20 protein-coding genes are annotated in these 20,863 nt (G+C 61.7%); 9 read left to right on the top strand and 11 right to left on the bottom strand.

What is annotated here, in order from left to right; genetic code table 11:
- Positions 1-144: 144 nt before the first annotated feature.
- Positions 145-489 carry an SH3 domain-containing protein gene (locus tag HHL09_RS13925; protein WP_169455235.1) on the top strand — a complete coding sequence of 115 codons (345 nt, stop codon included), beginning with the start codon at positions 145-147 and terminating at the stop codon, positions 487-489.
- Between the two features lie 94 nt (positions 490-583).
- On the opposite strand, the gene HHL09_RS13920 is transcribed toward HHL09_RS13925, so the two are convergent.
- A complete protein-coding gene (locus HHL09_RS13920; RefSeq protein WP_169455234.1) occupies positions 584-1,417 on the bottom strand; it encodes a DUF4394 domain-containing protein in 834 nt (277 codons plus the stop codon).
- Between the two features lie 216 nt (positions 1,418-1,633).
- Between HHL09_RS13920 and HHL09_RS13915 the strand changes: the two genes are divergently transcribed.
- From HHL09_RS13915 to HHL09_RS13905, 3 genes are all read left to right on the top strand, one after another.
- Positions 1,634-2,179 (top strand): L,D-transpeptidase family protein, encoded by a 546-nt coding sequence (locus tag HHL09_RS13915; protein WP_169455233.1) that lies wholly within the window; start codon positions 1,634-1,636, stop codon positions 2,177-2,179.
- Between the two features lie 53 nt (positions 2,180-2,232).
- On the top strand, positions 2,233-3,438 hold the full coding sequence (locus HHL09_RS13910; RefSeq protein ID WP_169455232.1) for a hypothetical protein: 1,206 nt from the start codon (positions 2,233-2,235) through the stop codon (positions 3,436-3,438).
- A gap of 408 nt (positions 3,439-3,846) precedes the next feature.
- Positions 3,847-6,027: an alpha-galactosidase gene (locus HHL09_RS13905; protein ID WP_169455231.1), complete on the top strand. Its 2,181-nt coding sequence runs from the start codon at positions 3,847-3,849 to the stop codon at positions 6,025-6,027.
- A 14-nt stretch (positions 6,028-6,041) separates the two neighbouring features.
- Here HHL09_RS13905 and HHL09_RS13900 read toward each other — a convergent pair whose 3' ends face one another.
- Positions 6,042-6,203 (bottom strand): DUF3309 family protein, encoded by a 162-nt coding sequence (locus tag HHL09_RS13900; protein WP_169455230.1) that lies wholly within the window; start codon positions 6,201-6,203, stop codon positions 6,042-6,044.
- A gap of 79 nt (positions 6,204-6,282) precedes the next feature.
- Complete coding sequence (locus tag HHL09_RS13895; RefSeq protein WP_169455229.1) at positions 6,283-6,480, bottom strand: CsbD family protein; 198 nt, start codon at positions 6,478-6,480, stop codon at positions 6,283-6,285.
- A 364-nt stretch (positions 6,481-6,844) separates the two neighbouring features.
- Here HHL09_RS13895 and HHL09_RS13890 point away from each other — a divergent pair, with 364 nt between their 5' ends.
- Both HHL09_RS13890 and HHL09_RS13885 read left to right on the top strand, forming a co-directional pair.
- Positions 6,845-8,980, top strand: coding sequence for a CHASE3 domain-containing protein (locus HHL09_RS13890; RefSeq protein ID WP_169455228.1), 2,136 nt, complete (start codon positions 6,845-6,847; stop codon positions 8,978-8,980).
- Entirely contained in the window at positions 8,973-10,100 is a 1,128-nt protein-coding gene (locus HHL09_RS13885) for a hybrid sensor histidine kinase/response regulator (protein ID WP_169455227.1), read from the top strand. The genes HHL09_RS13890 and HHL09_RS13885 overlap by 8 nt, the downstream gene beginning before the upstream one ends.
- On the opposite strand, the gene HHL09_RS13880 is transcribed toward HHL09_RS13885, so the two are convergent.
- The 6 genes from HHL09_RS13880 to HHL09_RS13855 form a co-directional block, all read right to left on the bottom strand.
- Positions 10,060-10,470, bottom strand: coding sequence for a hypothetical protein (locus HHL09_RS13880; protein WP_169455226.1), 411 nt, complete (start codon positions 10,468-10,470; stop codon positions 10,060-10,062). The two genes, HHL09_RS13885 and HHL09_RS13880, sit on opposite strands and share 41 nt — an antisense overlap.
- A gap of 65 nt (positions 10,471-10,535) precedes the next feature.
- Positions 10,536-11,609, bottom strand: coding sequence for a mannitol dehydrogenase family protein (locus tag HHL09_RS13875; RefSeq protein WP_169455225.1), 1,074 nt, complete (start codon positions 11,607-11,609; stop codon positions 10,536-10,538).
- Between the two features lie 24 nt (positions 11,610-11,633).
- Positions 11,634-13,124, bottom strand: a complete 1,491-nt coding sequence (locus HHL09_RS13870; protein ID WP_169455224.1) for a UxaA family hydrolase — start codon at positions 13,122-13,124, stop codon at positions 11,634-11,636.
- A 42-nt stretch (positions 13,125-13,166) separates the two neighbouring features.
- On the bottom strand, positions 13,167-13,598 hold the full coding sequence (locus tag HHL09_RS13865; RefSeq protein ID WP_169455223.1) for a hypothetical protein: 432 nt from the start codon (positions 13,596-13,598) through the stop codon (positions 13,167-13,169).
- A 20-nt stretch (positions 13,599-13,618) separates the two neighbouring features.
- Positions 13,619-14,272, bottom strand: a complete 654-nt coding sequence (locus HHL09_RS13860) for a cyclase family protein (RefSeq protein ID WP_169455222.1) — start codon at positions 14,270-14,272, stop codon at positions 13,619-13,621.
- Complete coding sequence (locus HHL09_RS13855) at positions 14,273-15,232, bottom strand: aldo/keto reductase (protein WP_169455221.1); 960 nt, start codon at positions 15,230-15,232, stop codon at positions 14,273-14,275.
- A 61-nt stretch (positions 15,233-15,293) separates the two neighbouring features.
- Between HHL09_RS13855 and HHL09_RS13850 the strand changes: the two genes are divergently transcribed.
- Entirely contained in the window at positions 15,294-16,211 is a 918-nt protein-coding gene (locus tag HHL09_RS13850; protein WP_169455220.1) for an AraC family transcriptional regulator, read from the top strand.
- A 5-nt stretch (positions 16,212-16,216) separates the two neighbouring features.
- Here the strand turns inward: HHL09_RS13850 and HHL09_RS13845 are convergent, their stop codons facing one another.
- On the bottom strand, positions 16,217-16,879 hold the full coding sequence (locus HHL09_RS13845) for a hypothetical protein (RefSeq protein WP_169455219.1): 663 nt from the start codon (positions 16,877-16,879) through the stop codon (positions 16,217-16,219).
- Between the two features lie 253 nt (positions 16,880-17,132).
- Here HHL09_RS13845 and fbaA point away from each other — a divergent pair, with 253 nt between their 5' ends.
- Together fbaA and glpQ are read left to right on the top strand one after the other, a co-directional pair.
- Positions 17,133-18,164 carry a class II fructose-bisphosphate aldolase gene (fbaA, locus tag HHL09_RS13840; protein ID WP_169455218.1) on the top strand — a complete coding sequence of 344 codons (1,032 nt, stop codon included), beginning with the start codon at positions 17,133-17,135 and terminating at the stop codon, positions 18,162-18,164.
- A 103-nt stretch (positions 18,165-18,267) separates the two neighbouring features.
- On the top strand, positions 18,268-19,275 hold the full coding sequence (gene glpQ / locus HHL09_RS13835; protein WP_169455217.1) for a glycerophosphodiester phosphodiesterase: 1,008 nt from the start codon (positions 18,268-18,270) through the stop codon (positions 19,273-19,275).
- A gap of 13 nt (positions 19,276-19,288) precedes the next feature.
- Here the strand turns inward: glpQ and HHL09_RS13830 are convergent, their stop codons facing one another.
- Positions 19,289-20,737, bottom strand: coding sequence for an AlkA N-terminal domain-containing protein (locus tag HHL09_RS13830; RefSeq protein ID WP_169455216.1), 1,449 nt, complete (start codon positions 20,735-20,737; stop codon positions 19,289-19,291).
- Between the last annotated feature and the right edge of the window lie 126 nt (positions 20,738-20,863).

The raw sequence follows: 20,863 nt of genomic DNA, 5'->3' as shown, positions 1-20,863 counted from the left end.
CCAGCCGCATCCTCCGATCTCCTCTCTTTATCTTCCGTTCCCCGCGAAGCGGCACTCCGTTCGGTGACGGGAAGATTGATGATTGGTAATTCCACCCCTCAAGCATCCTTGCCCCTTCCCGCCGTACTGCTACATCCTCTCTTCATGCCACGCTTCACCGCCAACGCCGATTACGAGGAAAAGGACAGCGACCCGCTTCGCCTGGAGCCCGGAGACGAAGTCACGGTAGGCCCTGTGGATCGCGCTTGGCCCGGCTGGGTCTGGGCGGAAGACGATAATGGCAATGACGGCTACGTCCCCGAGCAGATCCTCGAACCCTTGGGCGAAGGACGCTTCGCCGCGATCGAGGCCTTCGATCCCACCGTGCTGGTGATCCGCCGCGGCGATGAACTGGACTCCCTCAAGCAGATCCACGGCTGGCACTGGTGCCGCAATGCCGCAGGTCAGGAAGGCTGGGTCGCGGGCTACCTGCTGAAGCCGGTGGCCTGAGCAAATCGCGTGGGCGAAAAAGAATAAGGGAACCGGAGCGCCATCGCCCCGATTCCCTTGGGTTTTGTTTTGTAGGGGGGAAAATAGGTCCCCTCTACTGGGCGAAAGTGTTCAGGACCGTGATGTCGGTGATCGGGTAGGGACCGCTGATCTTGCCAACCAAGGTGGCCTGCCCGGTGGCAAGGTTGATCGTGTAGAGCGAAGCACGGGCACTCTTTCCGAAGGCCAGCTTCTTCTGGATGCTCGCGTAAGCCGTGCCGGTGCCGCCGGAGATATCGAACCCCGCAAGCTTGGTGGCATTCACCCCGAGCGCACCCACGGTATTCAGGGCTCCATCGTTCGGCGGATTCTGGGTCACCAGCACGTCGCGGGTCACGTCGAGGTTGTAGAGCGTGGTAGCCGCAGGGGTCGGGCTGACACTGTTGGTATAGGCGGAACCCGCCACGCCCGGAACCGAACCCGCACCGGGATCTCCTGCCGCATAGGCAAGCGCCGTGTCGGTGGCAGCGATCAGGCCCGTATTCGGATCGGCACGGAGGTTCTGCCCGGTATTGCTGGTGATCCGGATCCGGTCGACCACCGGATTGAAGTCGAAACCAAAGCTTGTCCCGCTGAGCGCCGGGGTGAAGGCCGCACTGCCCAAGGCAGTCGCCGCACCGGTTTCCGTATCGATCACATAGAGGCGGCTGCTGCTCCCTAGCCCGAAAAGCTGCCCGGTCGCCGGGCGGCGGTCGATGCCAAGAAGCCTTTCTCCCCTCTGCAGACCGGTAACTTTCAGGACCTCGACACTCCCCGGGTTATTCGCGCTGAAAAAGACGAGCCGGTTCTTGGGAGCGAGGCCGGCAAGGGCATCCTGCGCCTTCGCTGGAGCCAGCAAGGCAGCGGGAATCGCCAGCGAGAGGAGTGCATGGCGGAATGTGACTTTCATGTGTTCGGTTTTTCCTGGTTGGGGTTTGGGTTTCAGGGGGCAGCGCCTGCAAGGAAGAGCAGGAGCAAACCTAACACCTTGAGATCCGCAGGCCACAGGTCGCGACGACCAAAACGCAATAGGGGCATTCAGAAATGGCCGCCGGGGCCCGAAAATCACCCCTGATAGGTTGACGGGACGGCCAAGCCGTGGGACAGGGCAGCCCTGTCGCCACGCATGAAAAACCGCACTTCGAACCGTCCCGCGCGGGCCCTCTGGCTCGCCCTCGCCGCCCTACCCTTGTTCTTCGCCAGTTGCGCCTCCGTCCCCGAATTGGGCGGCATGATGGATCGCGGCGGCACCCGGAACCGCAAGATCCTGGTGAAGCTCGGCGAACAAAAAGCCTACCTCTACCAGCACGACAAGATGGTCGCCGTAGCCCCGATTTCCTCCGGCCGCGAAGGCAAGGACACGCCGCGCGGCCGCTTCAGCGTGGTCGAAAAGGACGCCGACCATCGCTCCTCCCTCTACGGGAACTACGTGAAGAACGGAAAAGTCGTGAAGGAGAACATCGACATCCGGAAGGGTGGTCGTCCTGCTGGCAGCAAGTTCCAAGGTGTGCCGATGCCCTACTTCCTCCGCTTCAGCGGTGCCTACGGCCTGCACGCCGGAAATGTCCCCGGCTATCCCGCCTCCAGCGGCTGCGTGCGCCTGCCAAAGCGCCACGCCAAGCGCTTCTACGATGCCGTCCGCGTCGGCACGCCGGTGATCGTCCAACGCTGAGGAGTTAGGGAAATTTCCTCGGAAATTCCGGCAAAGCGGATCTTTAATGCGCCATGACCTCCCGTCATGGCGCCTTTCTTTCCGGCCTCCTCTTCGCCCTCTCCTGCGCGAAGAGTCATGCGGAGCAGCGGACTTGGACCAACACCCAAGGCCGCACCTTCCAAGCGGAGTTCGTGAAGGTCGACGGCGCGAATGCGATCTTCGCCTTCGAAAACGGCCGGACTTTCGCCACTCCCGTGGCCGATCTCAGCCCCGCCGACCGGCAGGCTCTCGTCCGCCTGCAGTCCGTAGCACCAGCCGCCCCGGCGACTCCCGGCACGGCAGCGCAGACACCGGTCCAGACGAACTTCGGCTACGCATGGCCGCGCGAAATCCGCATGGATGGTGCCTCCCAATCAAAGGTCGTCTCGGAGGACGCGAAGACCGGACGCTACATCTACGAAAGCCCCCACTACCGCTTCACCTGCGATGCCCGCTTGACGGAAGACGTCCTGCGGAACTTCGCGATGATGTTCGAGACGACTCACAAATACGCCACCAGCGTCCCGCTCGCCCTGCACTCCGGGGTGATCCGGCAGGGGCGTTTGGATGTCCTGCTGTTCCAGAGCATGAACGGCTACATTCAGGCAGGAGGCCCGGCGGGCTCGGCCGGCTGCTATGTCCCCTCCACCGGAGTCGTGATGGTGCCCATGGAAAGCCTCGGCCTCACCCGCACCTCCACCGGCTTCAGCCTCGATACCGCCAAGCAGAACAAGGTGCTGATCCACGAGCTGGCGCACCAGCTCACGACCCGCGAATACATGCGCTCCTCCCGCAATGGCTGGCTGGTCGAGGGCCTCGCCGAATACCTCGCTTCCACTCCCTACACCTGGGGCCACTTCCGCCCGGATCCGCAGGGAAACATCGTGCTCAACTACGTGACCGCCTACGGTGAGGACGGTCGCTTCGGCAGGAATCTCGGCAAGAAACTGCGCGCACCCCGGCTGAAGCAATTCCTGTTGATGGACTACAGCTACTTCGCGGGCCGGAATGCGAACTTCAACTACGGCTTCGCCCTGCTCCTCACCCACTACTTCCTGCACATGGAGGGCGGCGGAAAGTCCTACCGCATCACCGAATACCTGAAGGCCCTCCGCGCCGGAAAGAACGACGAGGACGCCCTCGCCCCGCTCCTCGGCGGCAGCACCTTCGAAAAACTCGAAAAGGAGTTCGCCGACGCCTGGCGAAAAAAGGGCATCGAGATCGAGTTTGTTCCTTAGTTCCCTCCCGGCATCTCTTCACCCGCTGCAGGCTCGTTCACGAGAACGAGGAAGCCACCCTCAATGCCCGCATTAAGGGCAACCGGCGTGCCGCTTTTCGAAGCCCGTTCTGGCAGTAGAAACCCGCCCCCGCATCCGCCAAACTCCCCCACCAGCGTGCTCTCGATCCACCCTTCCACTCCACACGGATCCCCCGCATCGACGTTCAATGTCGGAAGTTCGTTCCCCTTCCCTCGCACCTGTTATTTTTCCAGTTATAACAGGCGGAACAGGCACCGGATTCCATCCTCCCGTCCACCCATCAAACCATTTTGGGTGACCTGTCGGGGAAAAGGATGGCCTTGCCCGGGAACCTTCGGGGAGAATGACAGGATCAAACCCTTCTTTCCTCTCTAAGACCCCAGACCCATGACACCCTTCCGCTTCATCCCGCTGGTGGTGGCCACCGGCACGCTCACCGCATCCGCCGGCGAAATCGCCATCGAAACGAAGCACTCCGCTCTGGTCCTCCGCGTCGAGGCTGGCAAGGAACCGCTGGTCATCCACCACGGCAAGCGCCTCGCCGATGCCGCCGAGTACGCCAAGCTCCCGGACCGCCGGAAGGCCGCCGATGACCCGACCGGCGTCTACGGGGCCGCCTACACCACCGCGGGGTCACGCAATCTCCTCGAGCCCGCCATCCAGGTCACGCATTCGGATGGCGATGCCTCCCTCGTCCTGAACTACGAGAGCCACGAGGCGAAGCAACTCGCGAACGATGTCCAGCTCACCACCGTCAAGCTGGTCGATCCCGCCCATCCCTTCCACGTCACCCTCTACTACAAGGCCTACATCGAGGAAGACGTGATCGAGCAGTGGTCCGTCATCAGCCATGGCGAAGAGGGTGCGGTGAAGATGCAGAAATACGCCTCTGCCAATCTCTTCCTCACCGGCAAGCATCACTACCTCACCCACTACCACGGCGATTGGGCCCGCGAAATGCAGCCCGAATCCGAAGAACTCGGCGCAGGCATCAAGATCCTCGATTCCAAGCTCGGCACCCGCGCCAATCTCTTCCAGCCGCCCTCCTTCATGATCGGGATCAACGGCCCGGTCGAAGAAGACAACGGCGAGGTCATCGCCTGCAACCTGGCATGGACCGGCAACTATCAGATCGCCCTGGAGGTCGACCCCGCGCGCAACCTCCGGGTCATCGCCGGCATCAATCCCTTCGCCTCCGAATACACGCTGGCGCCGAAGAAGGAATTCACCACGCCCGCCCTCATCCACACGTGGTCCGGCACCGGCTCGGGCGATGCCAGCCGCAATCTCCACCGCTGGGCTCGCAAGCACCGCGTGCTGGAAGGCGAAGGCACCCGCCAGACCATCCTCAACAATTGGGAAGCTACCTATTTCGACTTCAACGAGGAAAAGCTCGCCGCGCTCATCAAGGATGGAAAGAAGCTGGGCAGCGATGTCTTCCTCCTCGATGATGGCTGGTTCGGAAACAAGTTCCCGCGCAATGATGACCACGCCGGACTCGGCGATTGGGAGCCGAACAAGCTGAAGCTCCCCCACGGCATCGGCCATCTGGTGAAGGAAGCCGAGACCAACGGCATCAAGTTCGGCATCTGGCTGGAGCCGGAAATGGTGAACCCGAAGAGCGAGCTCTACACCAAGCATCCGGAATGGGTGATCCAATCCCCGAATCGCGAGCCGCACTACTACCGCAACCAGCTGGTCCTCGATCTCTCGAATCCCGAGGTGCAGGACTTCGTCTTCGGCATCGTGGACAAGATCCTCACCGAAAACCCCACGCTGGGCTACATCAAGTGGGACTGCAATGCGGTGATCTTCAATGCGAAGTCCGCCACCAACCCATATCCGGCCCACCTCTACGTCGATTACGTGAAGGGCTTCTACTCCGTGATGGAGCGTCTCCGCCAAAAGTATCCGAAGCTTCCCATCATGCTCTGCGCTGGTGGCGGTGGCCGCGCGGACTACGGCGCGCTCAAGTACTTCACCGAGTTCTGGCCGAGCGATAACACCGATCCTCTCGACCGCGTTTACATGCAGTGGGAGTATTCGAAGTTCTTCCCCTCCATCACCATGGCTGCCCACGTCACGGACTGGGGCAAGCAGCCGATCAAGTACCGCACCGATGTGGCCCTCATGGGCAAGTTCGGCCACGACATCGTGGTTTCACATCTCGATGAGAAGGAACTCCGCTTCACCCAGGATTCCCTGAAGCTCTACAAGGAACTCGGGCCCACGATCTGGCAAGGCGATCTCTACCGCCTCGTCTCGCCCTACACGAATGACTTCGCTTCGCTGATGTACGTGAACGAGTCCAAGCAGGAAGCCGTGTGGTTCAACTACCTCGTCACCGGCTCACGCAAGAACCTCGGCAGCGATGGTGCGGTGAAGCTGAAGGGCCTCGATCCGGCGAAGCGCTACTCGGTCCGCGAAGTGAACCTCTACCCCGACACCAAGTCCCCGATCTCCGGCGAAGGTTCATGGTCGGGCGATTACCTCATGACCGTCGGGTTCAGCCCGCAGGTCACCAAGGAGCGCGACAGCGTGATCCTGGTGATCCGCGAGGCCAAGTGAGCCGGTCCGTCCGCTCAAATATATCCCAGCACGGCGAGAATGATCACCACGACTAACAGCAAGCCGAGGCCGCCGCTAGGCGCGTAGCCCCAGCTTCTGCTGTGACCCCAGGTAGGAATCGCGCCGATCAGCGCCAGAAGAAGAACGATAAGGAGGATAAGTCCAAGAGTGCTCATGACAGGTATGGGTTTGGATTAGAACTCCCGCCCCTTCGTGCCCCGGACTTTCCGGAGCACGAGGGTGGGAAGAAGCGCCTTAACGACAGTCGCAGGAAGCCTTGATCTCCTTCTCGACCTCTTCACGGGTGGCGCCCGTGCGCTTCTGGATGCGGCCCAGAAGCTCGTCCTGCTTGCCTTCGACATAATCGAGATCGTCGTCGGTGAGCTCGGCCCACTTCTGCTTCAGCTTGCCTTTGGCGATGTTCCAGTTGCCTTTGATTTCCAAGGAATTCATGGGTATCGAATGTTGCTGGTTAGGGAGCGCTTGGCCCTCCGGACCACCCGGGGAGCCGCGCTCTCCCTTTTCTATTGGCAGGCCTTGTGCCACCGGCCTTTCTGAGGACTCTCCGGCGCCAAAACCCCGTAGTTAAGGGATCGGGACGACCTCCGCTCCCTCGGCGATCCGGCAGACGCATGCAGACTGCTTCCTGCCCCAGCCTCAGCCTGTGCAAAGCGCGACCTAGGAAAATCACCGAGTCTCCCCGGGTTGCAAAATTCCCGGGGTGTGCATTTTTCACGGAGACTCGAAACGGCTTGTTTTCACCGATGTTCAAATGTTCGCCTCACCCCCGTAATCTGAAGTCACCTCTGCAGCCTGCATGATGCGTCGGCATCTGAAAGCCCGCTACTTGGGACCGGCCTTGGTCGCGCTCGTGATGATCATCTACGGGGCGATCACCTCGGTACGGAACACACGCACGAATCTGACGGATTTCGGCGCCGTGGACCGCACCCGCGTGATCCTGCTCCAGCTCCAGACCTGCGTGACCGCCATGGCGGAGCTGGAAGGCAACCAGCGCGACTACCTGCTGACCGGCAAGGAGGAATACTTGGAGCCGTACCGGGAAGCGACCAAGGTGCTCGACAGCCATCTCACCCGGCTCGCCGCGCTTGCCGAAAAAAATCCACGCCAAACCGCAGCGGTCACCATGATCGCGGAGGCCGCCGGCCAGAAAAAGCAGGAGCTGGAGGAGGCCATCGCGGTGCGAAAGGAAAAGGGCCTAGAAGCTGCCGTCGATCTCGTCGCCGCGGTCCGCGGGGAGGAGCTGATGGACCATTTCCGGACGGCCGTGGAAAACCTTCAGAAGGACGAGATGGAAGTCCTGAAGGCACACCAGCAGCAGTTGGTCCGGAGCTTCAAGGACACCAATACGGTGGTGGTGACCACCGGCGTGGTCGCGATCACCGCAGGTGTGGTGGGCACCCTCTTGCTGGCCCTCTTCCTGATGGGCAAGGAGCGGCAGGAGCGTCTCCAGTTCGAAAAGGAGAAGGCCGTCCAGTCCGACAAGGCGAAGACCGATTTCCTGGCCATGATGAGCCACGAGATCCGGACGCCCATGAATGCCATCCTCGGCTTCGGGGAATTGCTCCACGACGTGGTGGACAAGCCGCAGGAGAAGCACTTCGCGAAGGCGATCGTCACCAGCGGCACTTCCCTGCTCTCCCTCATCAATGACATCCTCGACCTCTCGAAGATCGAGGCTGCGAAGATGGAACTTCACCCGGAAACGGTGGAGATGAAGCGCTTCGCGGAAAACCTGGAGACCCTCTTTTCCTTCCGCGCCCAGGAAAAAGGGCTGGAATATTCCGTGCAGTTGGAAGCGGGCGTCCCCCCTTTCCTTTTCTTCGACGCCCTCCGCCTCCGCCAGGTGCTCGTGAACCTGATCGGGAATGCGGTGAAATTCACCAAGCGGGGCAGTGTGCTCGTCACGGTAAGCGCCGACAGCCACGCGGCCTCCGACGAGGTGACACTCCACTTCAGGGTGTCCGATACCGGCATCGGGATCTCGGGCGACAAGGTGACCGAAATCTTCCGCCCTTTCTACCAGGTCGAAACCCAGCACGGCCGGAATTTCCACGGCACCGGTCTGGGCCTGAGCATCAGCGAGCGCCTGGTGAAATTGATGAACGGGGAGATCAAGGTCCTCAGCCAGATCCACAAGGGCTCCGTTTTCTCGGTCAGCGTCCCGGTCCAGCGCGTCCTCAACAAGATGCCGGACCAGGAAGAGGAAGATATCGGCAAGACGGTGGACTTCAATCGTCTGGCCCCCTCGAAGGTGCTCGTCGTGGACGATGTGCCCCTGAACCGGGATCTCATCCGCGGCTATCTCGAAGGCAGTCACCATCAGGTTCTGGAAGCCGAGGACGGCGAGCAGGCCGTGGCGCTCTGCCGCCGCCAAATGCCGGACGTGGTGCTGATGGACATCCGCATGCCGGTAGTGGACGGTCCTTCCGCCCACCTGATGCTGAAGTCGGATGCCGGTATGGAGAAACTCCCGCTGGTGGCAATGACCGCATCCTCCCTCCTCGAAGATCAGGAGGAGCTGAAACGAATTTTCGACGGCTTCGCGAGCAAGCCGGTCAGCCGCGAGCGCCTCTATCTGGAGCTCGCGAAATTTTTGCCCGTCCACTCAGCCGGAGCCACCCGCAGGCCGCAGCCGGAACAACAGTCCGAGCCCGTTTCCCATGGCCAGGAGTGGCCTGCCTTGCAAGGCGAGCTTGCCGCCATGAGGGATACCCTCTTGCCGGAGCTCGTCGAGCTGGTGCCCGCCCAGGCCACGCTGCGCTTCGCCGAAACCCTCGACCTGCTTGCGGGAAAGCACCGCTGCCCGCCCCTCACCGCCTATGCCGCGGAACTGAATGCCGCTGCCGGAAATATGGACTTTGCCGAAGCTGGCAGGGTTCTGGCACGATTCCCCGGACTGATCGATAGCCTCGCCGATGCCCATGTTTGATCCGCTGCCCGTAACCAGCAACTCGTCCTTGATCCTCGTGGTCGATGACGAGCCGAAGAACATCCAGGTGGTAGGGCCCCTGCTCTTGCGGCAGGGCCATGAGATCATCGCGGCCGGCAGCGGCGAGGAGGCCTTGGCGAAACTCCGCACCGCACGGCCGGACCTGATCCTGCTGGATGTGATGATGCCGGGCATGACCGGCTTCGATCTTTGCCGGAAGCTCCAATCGCAGGAAGAGTGGCGGGAAATCCCGGTGATCTTCCTTTCCGCGGTAACCGACAAGAGCTTCATCATGGAGGCTCTCGGCGCGGGCGCGGTCGATTACGTGACCAAGCCTTTCCACGGGCCGGAACTGCTCAGCCGCGTGCAGGTCCACCTGAATCTCCAGAATACCCGCAAGCGTCTTGCGGCCACGATCGACGAACGGAATCGCCTGGTCGAGGTGGTGGCCCACGATCTGAAGAATCCCCTGGGTGGCGTGCAGTTTGCGGCAGCCATGCTTGGCGAAAGCGCCATGGATCTCGACCCGCGCCAGACGACTTTGGTGAATAGCATCAAGGATTCCGTCTCCCGGGCGCTTGAGATCGTCGGATCCTTGCTCCAGACACGCCGCCTTGAAGAGACGAAGGCGCAGATGGGCTTCGTGCCGCTGTGCCTGCGCGAGTATGCGGAACAGGCACTGAAATCCTTCAGCCAGCACGGGCGCACAAAGAACATCACCCTGGAGCTGGCCAGCGAGCACGACCACATCCCCGTGAACGCGGATCGCCGTTCTCTGCTTTGCTCGCTGGAGAACCTGATCTCGAACGCGCTGAAGTTTTCCCCGAAAGGTTCGTTGGTGCAGATCTCGCTGCGAAGAGAAGCGGGCTCCGGAATCTTCCGCATCGATGATCAAGGCCCCGGGGTGCTGCTGGAAGAACGTCCGCTGCTTTTCCGGAAATTCACGCGCCTGAGCGCCCGGCCCACCGGCGGCGAGATCTCCACCGGTCTCGGCCTTCACATCGTTCACGAATTGGTGGCCGCCATGGGTGGCACGGTCCGCTACGAAGAGGGTTCGCGGGGCGGAGCCTGCTTCGTCGTCACGCTTCCGCTGGTAAACGGGGCGCAAGGGAAGGCCTGAACTTCCGCCAACGCCACGCGATGGCGAGCCCCCAGAGGAGCTGGTAAACGAAAAGCGCCAGCCAATGCGACAACCAGAAGTCGAATACCCCGCTGTGCGTCTGCATCCGCCACGCAAAGCCAGGGAAGAGCCTCGCGGAATGGCGGCTGCGCATGTGACTCGCATTGTAGTCCGACCACCCCATCGCCGCCGGATCTTTCCAGCAGGTCACCCGCATGAAGCCCGCTTCATTGGCTACGAACACGGTCACCGGACCGCTTACGGAAAGATCCGTGCGATGCTCCGCGGATAGGAACCAGATCCAGACCAAGAACAGCAGCCCCGGGACGCCGAGCCAGAAGGTGAAGGATTTGTGCCAGCGGAATCGCATGAGCGGATTTTTCTCCCTTACCAAAACCCCCGCCGGCAGTCCACGCCTGTCGAACTTCTGCGGCGTCACACTCCGATCACCCGCGACAACAACGCCGGCTCTTTCCCGAACTTGGCACGATACTCCTCGTAGGTCGGCAGCAACCTTACCTGCACCTTGCTCTCGTGATTCAGCGCAATCGACGAAAGCTTGTGCTCCAAGAAAGGGTTCCGAAAGCGATCCAGCGTCGTCTTTGCAAATGCCACCGGATCGTCCACCCGCCCTTCCAGCACCGGCACGATTTCATTGAAGAGAAGATCCTCCAGCCAAGGACCCACTTCCGGATGTTCCACACACTCGCGGACCGTCTCGATCCCCATGGGCAGGGCATGGCTCACCAGCGCCGAGTGAAGCCCATTCAAGATCCGGACCTTCCTCAGATAATAGGGCGAGATGTCCGCAGCCGTCACCACTGCGGGGTGCTCCAGATCAAAAGCACCGGCAGTCTCGATCGCCCAGAACGCAAAAGGTTCCGCACTCAGCAAAAGCGGATCTTTGCCCAGCAACGGATGTTTCTTCGGCGGCCCGGGCACGATGCGATCCACCAGGTTGTTCACCCAAGTGCAGCTCTGCTCCAGCCACTCGATTGCATCGGCAGGCACCGTCCAGCGCTTCGCCTGCTCCAGCACCAACTCGCGGAGCCTGCTGCCGTTTTGCTCAATGAGTTCACAAGGCAGGATCACCGGTCCCGGCAAACCGGCAGCGTGCCGCGCGAGTAGCACCGCGAGTAACTTCGCCGGATAGGATTGGGGGATACCCACATTCTCCACATCCGCCTCGTCCAAGGCGAAGCCTGCCTCGGTGGTGTTCGAGACGATCCAGCGCAACTCCGGCAAGCGGGCGATCTCCAGCACCTCGCTCCACTGCGTCCCGGCATGCAGCGCCTTCTTGATGGAGCTGACCTCGTCCGTTTCGTCGATCACGCGCCCATCTGCAAAACCTTGAACGGCGACATGATAGCGACCCTTGGCCGCATTCAAGGCTTCAGCGCGTTCGATCCCCGTGGATTGGACGACCACGATTTCATCGAAGCCGGTTTGGGAAACGAAGAGATCGACGAACGCGCGGAGGAAATTGCCGGCACCGAACTGGAGGATCATGAGGGAAGAACGAAAGAGCCTTTCTTAAAGCGTTACACCTTGCTTCCAGATCGTGATCTCGCGGAAGCCATTGCGTTCATTGCGAGCCTCCTTGCCGGAAGCAGTTTCGAGAATCAGCGACATCAGGCCATCGGTCACCGTGGCGGGATCCACATCCGGGTCGAGTAACTGCCCGGCATCGTAGTCGATCCAGTTGGGCTTGCGCGCGGCGAGCTCGTGATTCGAGGCAATCTTGAGCGTGGGCACCGGCACACCCAGCGGCGTGCCGCGGCCAGTGGTGAAAAGAATCACGTGTGCTCCCGCCGCAGCCAGCGCGGTGCTGGAGACCCCGTCATTGCCGGGCGCTTCGACGAGACAGAGGCCACCCAATCCCTGCTCAGCGGCCTCACCGTAGCCGACCACCTGCTTCACCGGTGCCCGTCCGCCCTTCTGAATGCAGCCCAGCGACTTCTCCTCCAGCGTGGTGATGCCACCGTCCTTGTTCCCGGGCGAAGGGTTCTCGTGGACCTCCTCACCATGGCGGCGGAAGTAGTCCTTGAAGCGATTCACCATGCCCAGCGCTTCATCGAAGGTTTCCTGGCGATCACAGCGGCTGAAGAGCGGGGCCTCCGCACCAAACATCTCCGGCACCTCGGTAAGAATCGCGGTGCCACCCCAAGCGCAAAGGCGATCCGCGATGCGGCCCACCAGCGGGTTCGCGGTGATGCCGCTGAAGCCATCGCTTCCACCGCACTTCATGCCGAGCACCAGCTCGGAGGCCGGGATCGGCTCGCGCTTGAATTGCGAAGCATAGCTCACGAGATCGCGCATCGCCTCAAGGCCATGTTCGATCTCGTCCTGCACTTCCTGCGCGTTGAAAAAGCGCACGCGCTGCGGATCGAGCGTGCCGGCTTCGGCGAGGAAGGACTTCAGGGTATTATTCTCGCAGCCGAGTCCGAGGATCAACACCGCCGCGGCATTCGGATGCCGGACCAGACCCGCGAGGATCTTCCGGGTGTAGCCGAGATCATCGCCGAGCTGCGAGCAGCCGTAGGGATGAGTGAAAGCATGGATACCGTCAATGGGCCCGCCAGGCGTGACGAACTCCCGCGCCGCGAGGTCCGCGATGCGTTGGCTGGGAACGTTCACACAGGCCACCGTATTGACGATCCAGATCTCGTTCCGCGTCGCCGCACGGCCATCGGGACGTCGATACCCCATGAAAGCAGGCGCCGTTCCAGCCGCGGCCATCTCGCTACGATGATCATCGTACTTCAACTCGGTGTCGAGCGCCAGCCCGGTGCGCACATTGTGCACGTGGACATGCTCGCCTGCTGCTATGTCTTCGGTCGCAATCCCGATGGGAAAACCGTATTTGACGACGGGTTCGCCGGAGGAGATGGGGCGCAGCGCCGCCTTGTGGCCTGCGGGAATGTCCGCAAAGACAAGTGCCCTGTCACTTTTCGTACCCGCGGGGATAGCCTGCGGAGCGACGGCGACGTTGTCATCCGGATGGATCTGTACCAGCAGTTTCATGTCGGGACCATGATCATGAGATCGGAGATCGATAAGAACGAATCAGTCTATGGATTTCCTCCGGATGGATTTTACCGAGACAAGTATTGAGTCCAAGACACGCCGAGCATCGATGGAATCACTTTGCGCGGCGTCGATGAAGCAGGACACCACGACGGCATGCCCTCCCATACCAACAAACCAGTAGTGCATCTTGCTTCCCGATGTTCCCTCTGAAGCGATCTCTACCGTGTAGTACCAGACGAAGTTCTCTTCGATATGGAGTTTGGCACCGATTTTCGCGGCACGATCCTCCATGATCTTTTCCGCTGCACGCGGCACTTCGCCTCCGTCCCGCATTACGGTAACAACCGTGAATCTGGCATTTGCAAAGTCCGATTCAGGAAAGAAGGCCACAAGGGTGCCATCCTCGATCCTTGTATCCAAGTAACCGGCGATATCGATCTCCACGTTGCCGATGCTGAAGGTGTTCATAAGGCTGTTTGCTGGTCCGGTTAAGACCGGGAATCCCTCACGAGCACCGCACGGCACGGCGACCCCGAGAAACCGGGCACCAGCAAGGGCAACGCCATGAAGGTGGCACCATCCGCAAATTCGCGCCAGCCCTCGCGGAAACAAAGCTCCTCGATCACCCAGACGCCATTCCCTAGCAGCACCTCGTGGGTCGGCGTGTTGTCGGGGCCGGTGCCTCCGATCGAGAAATGATCGATCCCCACCGCCTTCACGCCATGCTCCACGACCCACTCCGCTCCGGCGGGTGAAAGGTAGGGCGAGCGGTGAATCCACTCCTCCGTCTTCGCCCGCCTATGACCCCAACCGGTATTCAACAGCAGGATCTTTCCCGACACGGCTCCCGCCGCAACGAGTTCATCCGGCCCGATCGGATGGCTCGCATCCAGATGCGTCAGATCGAGAATCACCTGCTCCCCCGCGAAGGTTTCCAGCGGATAGGCATCGATCGAAGCTCCGCCCGCAATCTTGTGCAGCGGCGCGTCCAGGTGCGTGCCGGTGTGCGAGGTCATGTGAAATTCCTCCATCCGCCATCCATCCGATGGGTGATCCGCGGTGCGCGGCAGGTTCACCGGCGGATGCACATGGCAATTCGGACAACCGTCAAACAGCGGCTGGCTTAGGTCGAAGAAGCGCATTCAGGCAAGGATCGGATCGCGGTGCTGGGGCAGGCCGCGGGTGAAGTTGAAATTATGGATCGGCTCCAGAATCTCCATCACCTCGGCGAGGAGTTCCCGGTCGAGCGGTTGATCGAGATAGGAGATGTTTGCGCGAATATTATCCGGATTCGCGGAACCCACCAGCGTGCTCGCGATCGCCTCGTTGTCGCAGGCGAACTGCAGCGCCAACTGGACGATATCCACGCCCTTGGACCGGCAATGCTCCATCGCCTTCCGGCAGCCCGCCCGGATGGTCTCGCTGGCCATGTGCCAGCCCGGCGCGCCGCGCTGCGTGAGCAGGCCCATCCCGGTTGGTGAGGCACTGATGATGCCCACCCCCTTTTCTTGCAGGTAAGGAATGAGATCCCCGAGCGAGGTATCGTTCAGCTCATAGTGACAGAACGACAGGATCGTCTCCACCGTTCCCGGAGGCACGCGGTCGAGAATGGAAGGGAAGATTTTCAGCGGCAGGCCGGTGATGCCGACATGGCGGACGAAGCCCTGCTCCTTCAGTTTATGGAGCGTGGGCAAGGTTTCGTTGATCACTTGGTCATGATCTCCGAACTCGATGTCGTGGCACTGGATGAGATCGATGTAGTCCACCCCCAGCCGCTTCAAACTGTGCTCGACGCTGCGCTCCGTGCTGGCGCGGGAGAAATCGTAGTCACCCCGTGGCTCGCTGTAGCTGCCGATCTTCGTGGCGAGGATGTAGGAATCCCGCGGTACTCCTTCCAAGGCACGACCCAGCCGGAGCTCCGCGAGCGTCTCGCCATAGGACGGCGAGACATCGATGAAGTTCATCCCGCCTTCCAGCGCCGCCTGGACCGTCGCGACGGCGTCTCCCAAGGTGACCTCGCGGAAGACGGAGCCCAGCGACGACGCGCCGAAGCCGAGAACGGAGACATTCAGGCCGGTATGGCCGAGCGTGCGGTATTTCATGGGTTTCCCCGCAGGATGGCCGGATCCGCGCGGCCCGACCATGGCGGATCTTCGCCGATCCATGACGATTCTTGACCCCGCCGTGCGGACATTCATCGTGGAAATCGTGAACCGGGCCATCGCCGAGCCGCCATCCTTTGTCTCCCGCCAAGTGCGGGAGGCGCGGCGCTTTTACCTGAATCTGAGTCCTCCCGCAGGTCACCGGCTCACGGTGGTCTGTGGCGGCTGGGAGTGCTGCGCGCCGGATTTCCGCGTGGAGCGGGCCGACTTCCCTTTTCTCTGCGTGGAGTTCGTCGCCGGTGGGTCGGGGAAGGTCATCCTGAATGGCAAGGAGTGGCCGCTGCGCCGCGGCAGCATCTTTTCCTATGGCCCCGGATGCCCGCACCGGATCGAGGCCGATGAGCAGGATCCACCGCTGAAGTACTTCGTCGATTTCAGCGGGCGCGAGGGTCTGGACCTGCTTCGCCAAGCCGGGCTCCTGCCAGGAAGCTGCCGCATCGCCGCCAATGCGGAAGAGCTGGAAGAAGCCTTCGAGCACCTGCTCGCGACCGGCAGGAAAGCAGGTCCTCAAGCGGAGCGAATCGCGGCGCTCCAAGCCGAGATCATCCTGCTCAATCTGGCGGAATCCGCCCCGGCGGAAGGTGGCCGCGAGCAGTCCTTCCAGACCTACCTGAAATGCCGCCGCTGCATTGAGGAACGCTTCCTCGAATTTGCCACCGCCACCGAAATTGCTGAGGCCTGCCATGTCAGCACCGCCTACCTCTCACGGCTCTTCGCACTACATGGCCACGAATCTCCCTACCACTTGCTGCTGCGCTGCCGCATGAGCCACGCGGCGGCGCTGCTCGACGGCGGCGACAGGATCGTCCGCGAGGTGGCCGAGGAGCTTCGGCTCGACCCCTTTCACTTCTCCCGCGTCTTCAAGCGCATCCACGGCGTCTCGCCCGCCGACTTCCTCAGACGAAGACGCGGCCCCTAGAGACCTCAAGCTTCCTTCTCTTCCCGAAGCGGCCGCTCCGGCTGGAAGCCCGGATCATCTCCCGCGATCTCCGCCTGATGGCGGAGCACCAGCTCCCGGATCGCACGCTCATGGTCTTCCTCCCTCGTTGACACTCTGCCTGCGGCGATTCCGATCCCGACCATGCCAATGCTCAAGGCGAGCATCCCGGGAAAGAAGAGCCCCTTCTTCGAGCTCGCCACCTTCGCCGCATTGTAGTCCGCGAGCGATCCAATCGCCTTCTGGCCTGCTTCCAGCGAAACAAAGGACAGGAACGCTTGCTTCAGCCTCCGGTCCACGCCGGGGTGATCCACTTTGCTCGTCTCCACGCCGACCACGATCTCCGCCCCCGGCTGGATCGCGCGGAACTCGGCGGGATCGATCTGATTATCACCTGAGAGCTTGAGCTGTTGGAAGGCCACGGGCTGATCCTCCAGCCAGATGCGGTAGTTCAGTCCTCCGTAGCGCATCGGTGCCACCGTCACGTGCTCCGCCCGGCCACGGAAATAGCGCACCTCCGACTCCCCGATCGGCTTGAACGTGGGAGTCGAGAACTCCACGAAGGTCAGAAAGCCAAACACCAAGCACCCGACGATGCCCGCGAAGATGAAGTTCTGCGGGGCACTGAGATTCCGGGATACGGCGAACATTCAGCAGACTCCTTGGCACAGAATGGCTCCGATTTCAAATTCAGATTTAATATCAATTTTTCCTAAGCAATTGATCGTGACGAAAAAGTCGTTCCTCGCGCGTAAACGAGGAATCAAAGCATGACTCCCGCTGGCATCTGCCTTCGCGGTCATTTCCTCTCCGGAATGAGGCTGCTGGCACGGTGACTGCGTACGCCCCATGCCCCGTTCCGGCCTTGCACCCCGGAAAATCGTCCGCTACCCCACTTCCGCTATGCCCGTCGCAACTCCCGCGCAATACCGCGCCATGCTCGATGCCGCCCAGAAAGGCGGATACGCCTACCCGGCCATCAACGTCACCTCGCTGCCCACGATCAACGGTGCGCTGCGCGCGTTCGCCGAGGCAAAGTCCGACGGCATCATTCAGGTCTCCACCGGCGGCGGCGAGTTCGCCTCCGGCACTTCCGTGAAAGACGCCGCCTTCGGCGCCATCGTTCTGGCCGAAGCCGTGCATCGCCTCGCGGAGAAGTACGATGTCCTCATCGCGCTCCACACCGACCACTGCCACCCGGCCAAGGTCGAGGGCTTCCTGAAGCCGCTCCTGCAAGCCTCCCGCGAGCGCATCGCCGCTGGCAAGGGCCCGCTCTTCCAGAGCCACATGTTCGACGGTTCCGTGGTCCCGCTCGACGAAAACCTCAAGATTTCCAAGGAGCTGCTCAAGGAGTGCGCCGAACTGGACATCATCCTCGAAGTCGAAGCCGGCTGCGTGGGCGGTGAAGAAGACGGCCACGACACCTCCGGCCTGCCGCACGACAAGCTCTACACCACCCCCGAGGACATGGTGGAAGTTTACGAGGCGCTCAACCCGATCGGTCGCTTCCTCTTCGCCGCCACCTTCGGCAACGTCCACGGCTCCTACAAGCCGGGCGCGGTGAAGCTGAAGCCCTCCATCCTCCGCGATGGCCAGAAGGCCGTGACCGACAAGTACGGTGCCGACGCGGAGATGGACCTCGTCTTCCACGGTGGCTCCGGCACCTCCGAAAGCGACCTGCGCGAGACCCTGGACTACGGCGTGGTGAAGATGAACATCGACACCGACACCCAGTACGCCTTCACCCGTCCGATCGTGACGCACATCTGCCAGAACATCGAAGGCGTGCTGAAGATCGACCACGAAGTGGGTGACAAGAAGACCTACGACCCGCGCTCCTACCTCAAGAAGGCCGAACTCGGCCTCTGCGAGCGGATGAAGGAAGCCTGCGAAGACCTGCTCTCCGCCGGGAAGACGATCTTCGGAACCGTCTGATCGACTGATTTCAAAGGAGGGCGGATCCGGTGACGGGTCCGCCCTCTTTTTTGTATTGGCTACAGAGACAGGAAGCCGCGGTCTTGGGGAATTCGATTCACCCATGAGACGCCTGATCCCGCTTTTCCTCGGCCTGTGTACCCTCGTTTCTCCGGCAGCCGAGCGCGCGGTCTTCGCGCATCGCGGCGCGAGCGGATACCTGCCCGAACATAGTTTTCCGGCGAAAGCGATGGCGCACGCGCAAGGTGCCGATTTCCTCGAGCAGGATGTGGTGCTGACGAAGGACGAGGTGCCGATCGTCCTGCACGACATCCACCTGGATACCACCACGGATGTCGCCAAGCGATTCCCGGATCGCAAGCGCAGCGACGGGCGATATTACGCGATCGATTTCACCTTGGCGGAGATCAAGCAGCTCAGTGCCACGCAGCGCTTCGACCCGAAGACCGGCAAGGCGGTGCTTCCAAAACGCTTCCCTCTGGATGGCTACAGCTATCCGCTTCACACCCTGGAAGAAGAGATCCGCTTTATCCAAGGGCTGAACTTCAGCACCGGGCGGACCACAGGACTCTTCACGGAGATCAAGCAGCCGACCTTCCACGCCAAAGAAGGCCGCGACATCGCACGCATCGTGTATGACCTGCTCCGCCGCTATGGCTACGGGCAGGAAGGCGACAAGGGCTGCTGGATCCAGTGCTTCGAACAGAGCACGCTGCGCCGCTTCCGCGAGGAGTTCGGATGGAAGGGACAGCTCATGATGATCCTCACCGTCGGCAAGCCGGGAGCCGATGGTTCGGACTATGATCAGCTTTCCACGCCAGCGGGGTTGCAGAGCTTGGCGGGCTTTGTGAATGCGGTCTTCCCGAATAGCAGCCGTGTCGTTTCTTGGGACAAGTCCGGGGAAGTGCGGGCCAGCAGCTTCACGAGCGATGCCCATGCAGCCGGGCTGTGGATCTGCTCGGGCGTGGTGAATCGCGATGCGCTTCCGGAGAACTGCCCTTCCGTGGAGGCGCTACACGCAGCACTCTTCGAAACGGCGGGAGTGGATGCGGTTTGCAGCGATTTTCCGGATCTCTCGGTGCAGTGGATCAAGGAGCACGCTGTCCGTTAGAAAGACGGACCTCCTACAAACTCCGCCACACATGCAGCACCGCGTAGCTTCGCCATGGCCGCCAAGCCTGTGACATCGCCTCCGCCTGCTTCGCACTCACCCCTCCCAGCTTGTTCCGCACGGCGATATCCTCCTTCGGAAAGGCATCCGGCCAGCGTAGCGCACGCATGGCGATGTAGTGCGCGGTCCACTGGCCAATGCCGGGAAGTTCCACCAGCTTGGCAATCGCTGCCTCTGGATTCGATCCGGCATCCAGGATCAAGAAGCCGGAGTGATAGGCCTTCGCCAAGGCGATGATGCTCGCAGAGCGCGCGCTCACGATGCCGAGCTTCGCAACGTCATCGACGGTTGCAGCCGCGACCTTGGCGGGCAGCGGCGAAAGCTTCGATAGCTCCGGGATCGGCGTGTGGATCTCCTCGCCGAATGCCTCTGCGAAGCGACATGCAATGGTCGTCGCGGCCTTCACAGTGATCTGCTGGCCGAGGATGGCACGGATCGCCATTTCGAAACCATCGAAGGCTCCCGGCACCCGCAGGCCCGGATGATTCTCCACGCTCTTCCTCAGCAGTTCATCCTTTCCCAGATGCTCCGCGATGAGATCCGGCCGTGCCGCGAGGTCGAAGAGATTCCGCAATCTCCCGAGCAAGGCAGGCAAGACCGGCGTCAACGAGTGCGTGAACTCCACCAGCAGTGCATTTTTCTGCGGCGCATGTTTCACCCGCACCCAGCCGGCGTGCTTCCCGATCCGCACGGTGCGCGCGTAACTGTCCTCCGTCACATGCTCCACATCACGGATGCAGCGTCCGCGCAGGAAGGCGAGCGTCCCCTCCCAGTCATAGGGCGGCCGATAGCCAAGCTGAAGCACGGAGGTGTCCGAGGCATCGATCGCGGCAACATTTCCCGCCGCCTCTTTTCGCAAACGGGTGGGCGGCATGCGATAGCGCGTGCTGAAAGCATCATTGAAGCGGCGCAAGCTGGAGAAACCGCTGGCGAAGGCGACATCGATCACCGGCAGCTTGGTCTCCGTGAGCAACTGCTTCGCCAAAAGCAGGCGCCGCGTCTGCAGCAACTCGATCGGAGAAACGCCGAGCTCCTGCTGGACGATGCGCCGCAACTGCCGCGAGCTGATGCCGAACTCCGCGGCGATTTCCTCCAGGCCCGCGCCTTCATCGGCGAGGCCCTCATGAATCCGCTGCACCATCAGGTGGGCGATGCGGTGCGCGTTATCCACCGGAGCTTGGCCGGGGGCCAGCTCGGGGCGGCAGCGCAGGCAGGGGCGGAAGGCTGCCTTCTCCGCGGCCTCCGCACTTTCGAAAAAGAGGCAGTTTTCCGGCTTCGGCGATTTCACCGTGCAGACCGGGCGGCAGTAGATGCCGGTGGAGGTGACCCCGACGAAGAACACGCCGTCAAAACGCGGGTCCCGCGAGGTCATGGCCTTGTATGCGATGCGTTCGTCGATCATGCTGTCTCCGGGTGAATTGCTGCGCACGCTAGCCGAGCTCCAGCCGTCCGCTCGCCATTTTCGGACACGCGAATATATTTACTTCAATGTCCGGAAACGGCCAGTAGTTCTCCGAAAGCGGGGCAT

This window comes from Luteolibacter luteus, from assembly GCF_012913485.1.
Lineage (GTDB): Bacteria > Verrucomicrobiota > Verrucomicrobiia > Verrucomicrobiales > Akkermansiaceae > Haloferula > Haloferula lutea.
The sequence above is the reverse complement of the archived record's forward strand: the minus strand, read 5'-3'. Positions and strand labels throughout refer to the sequence as shown.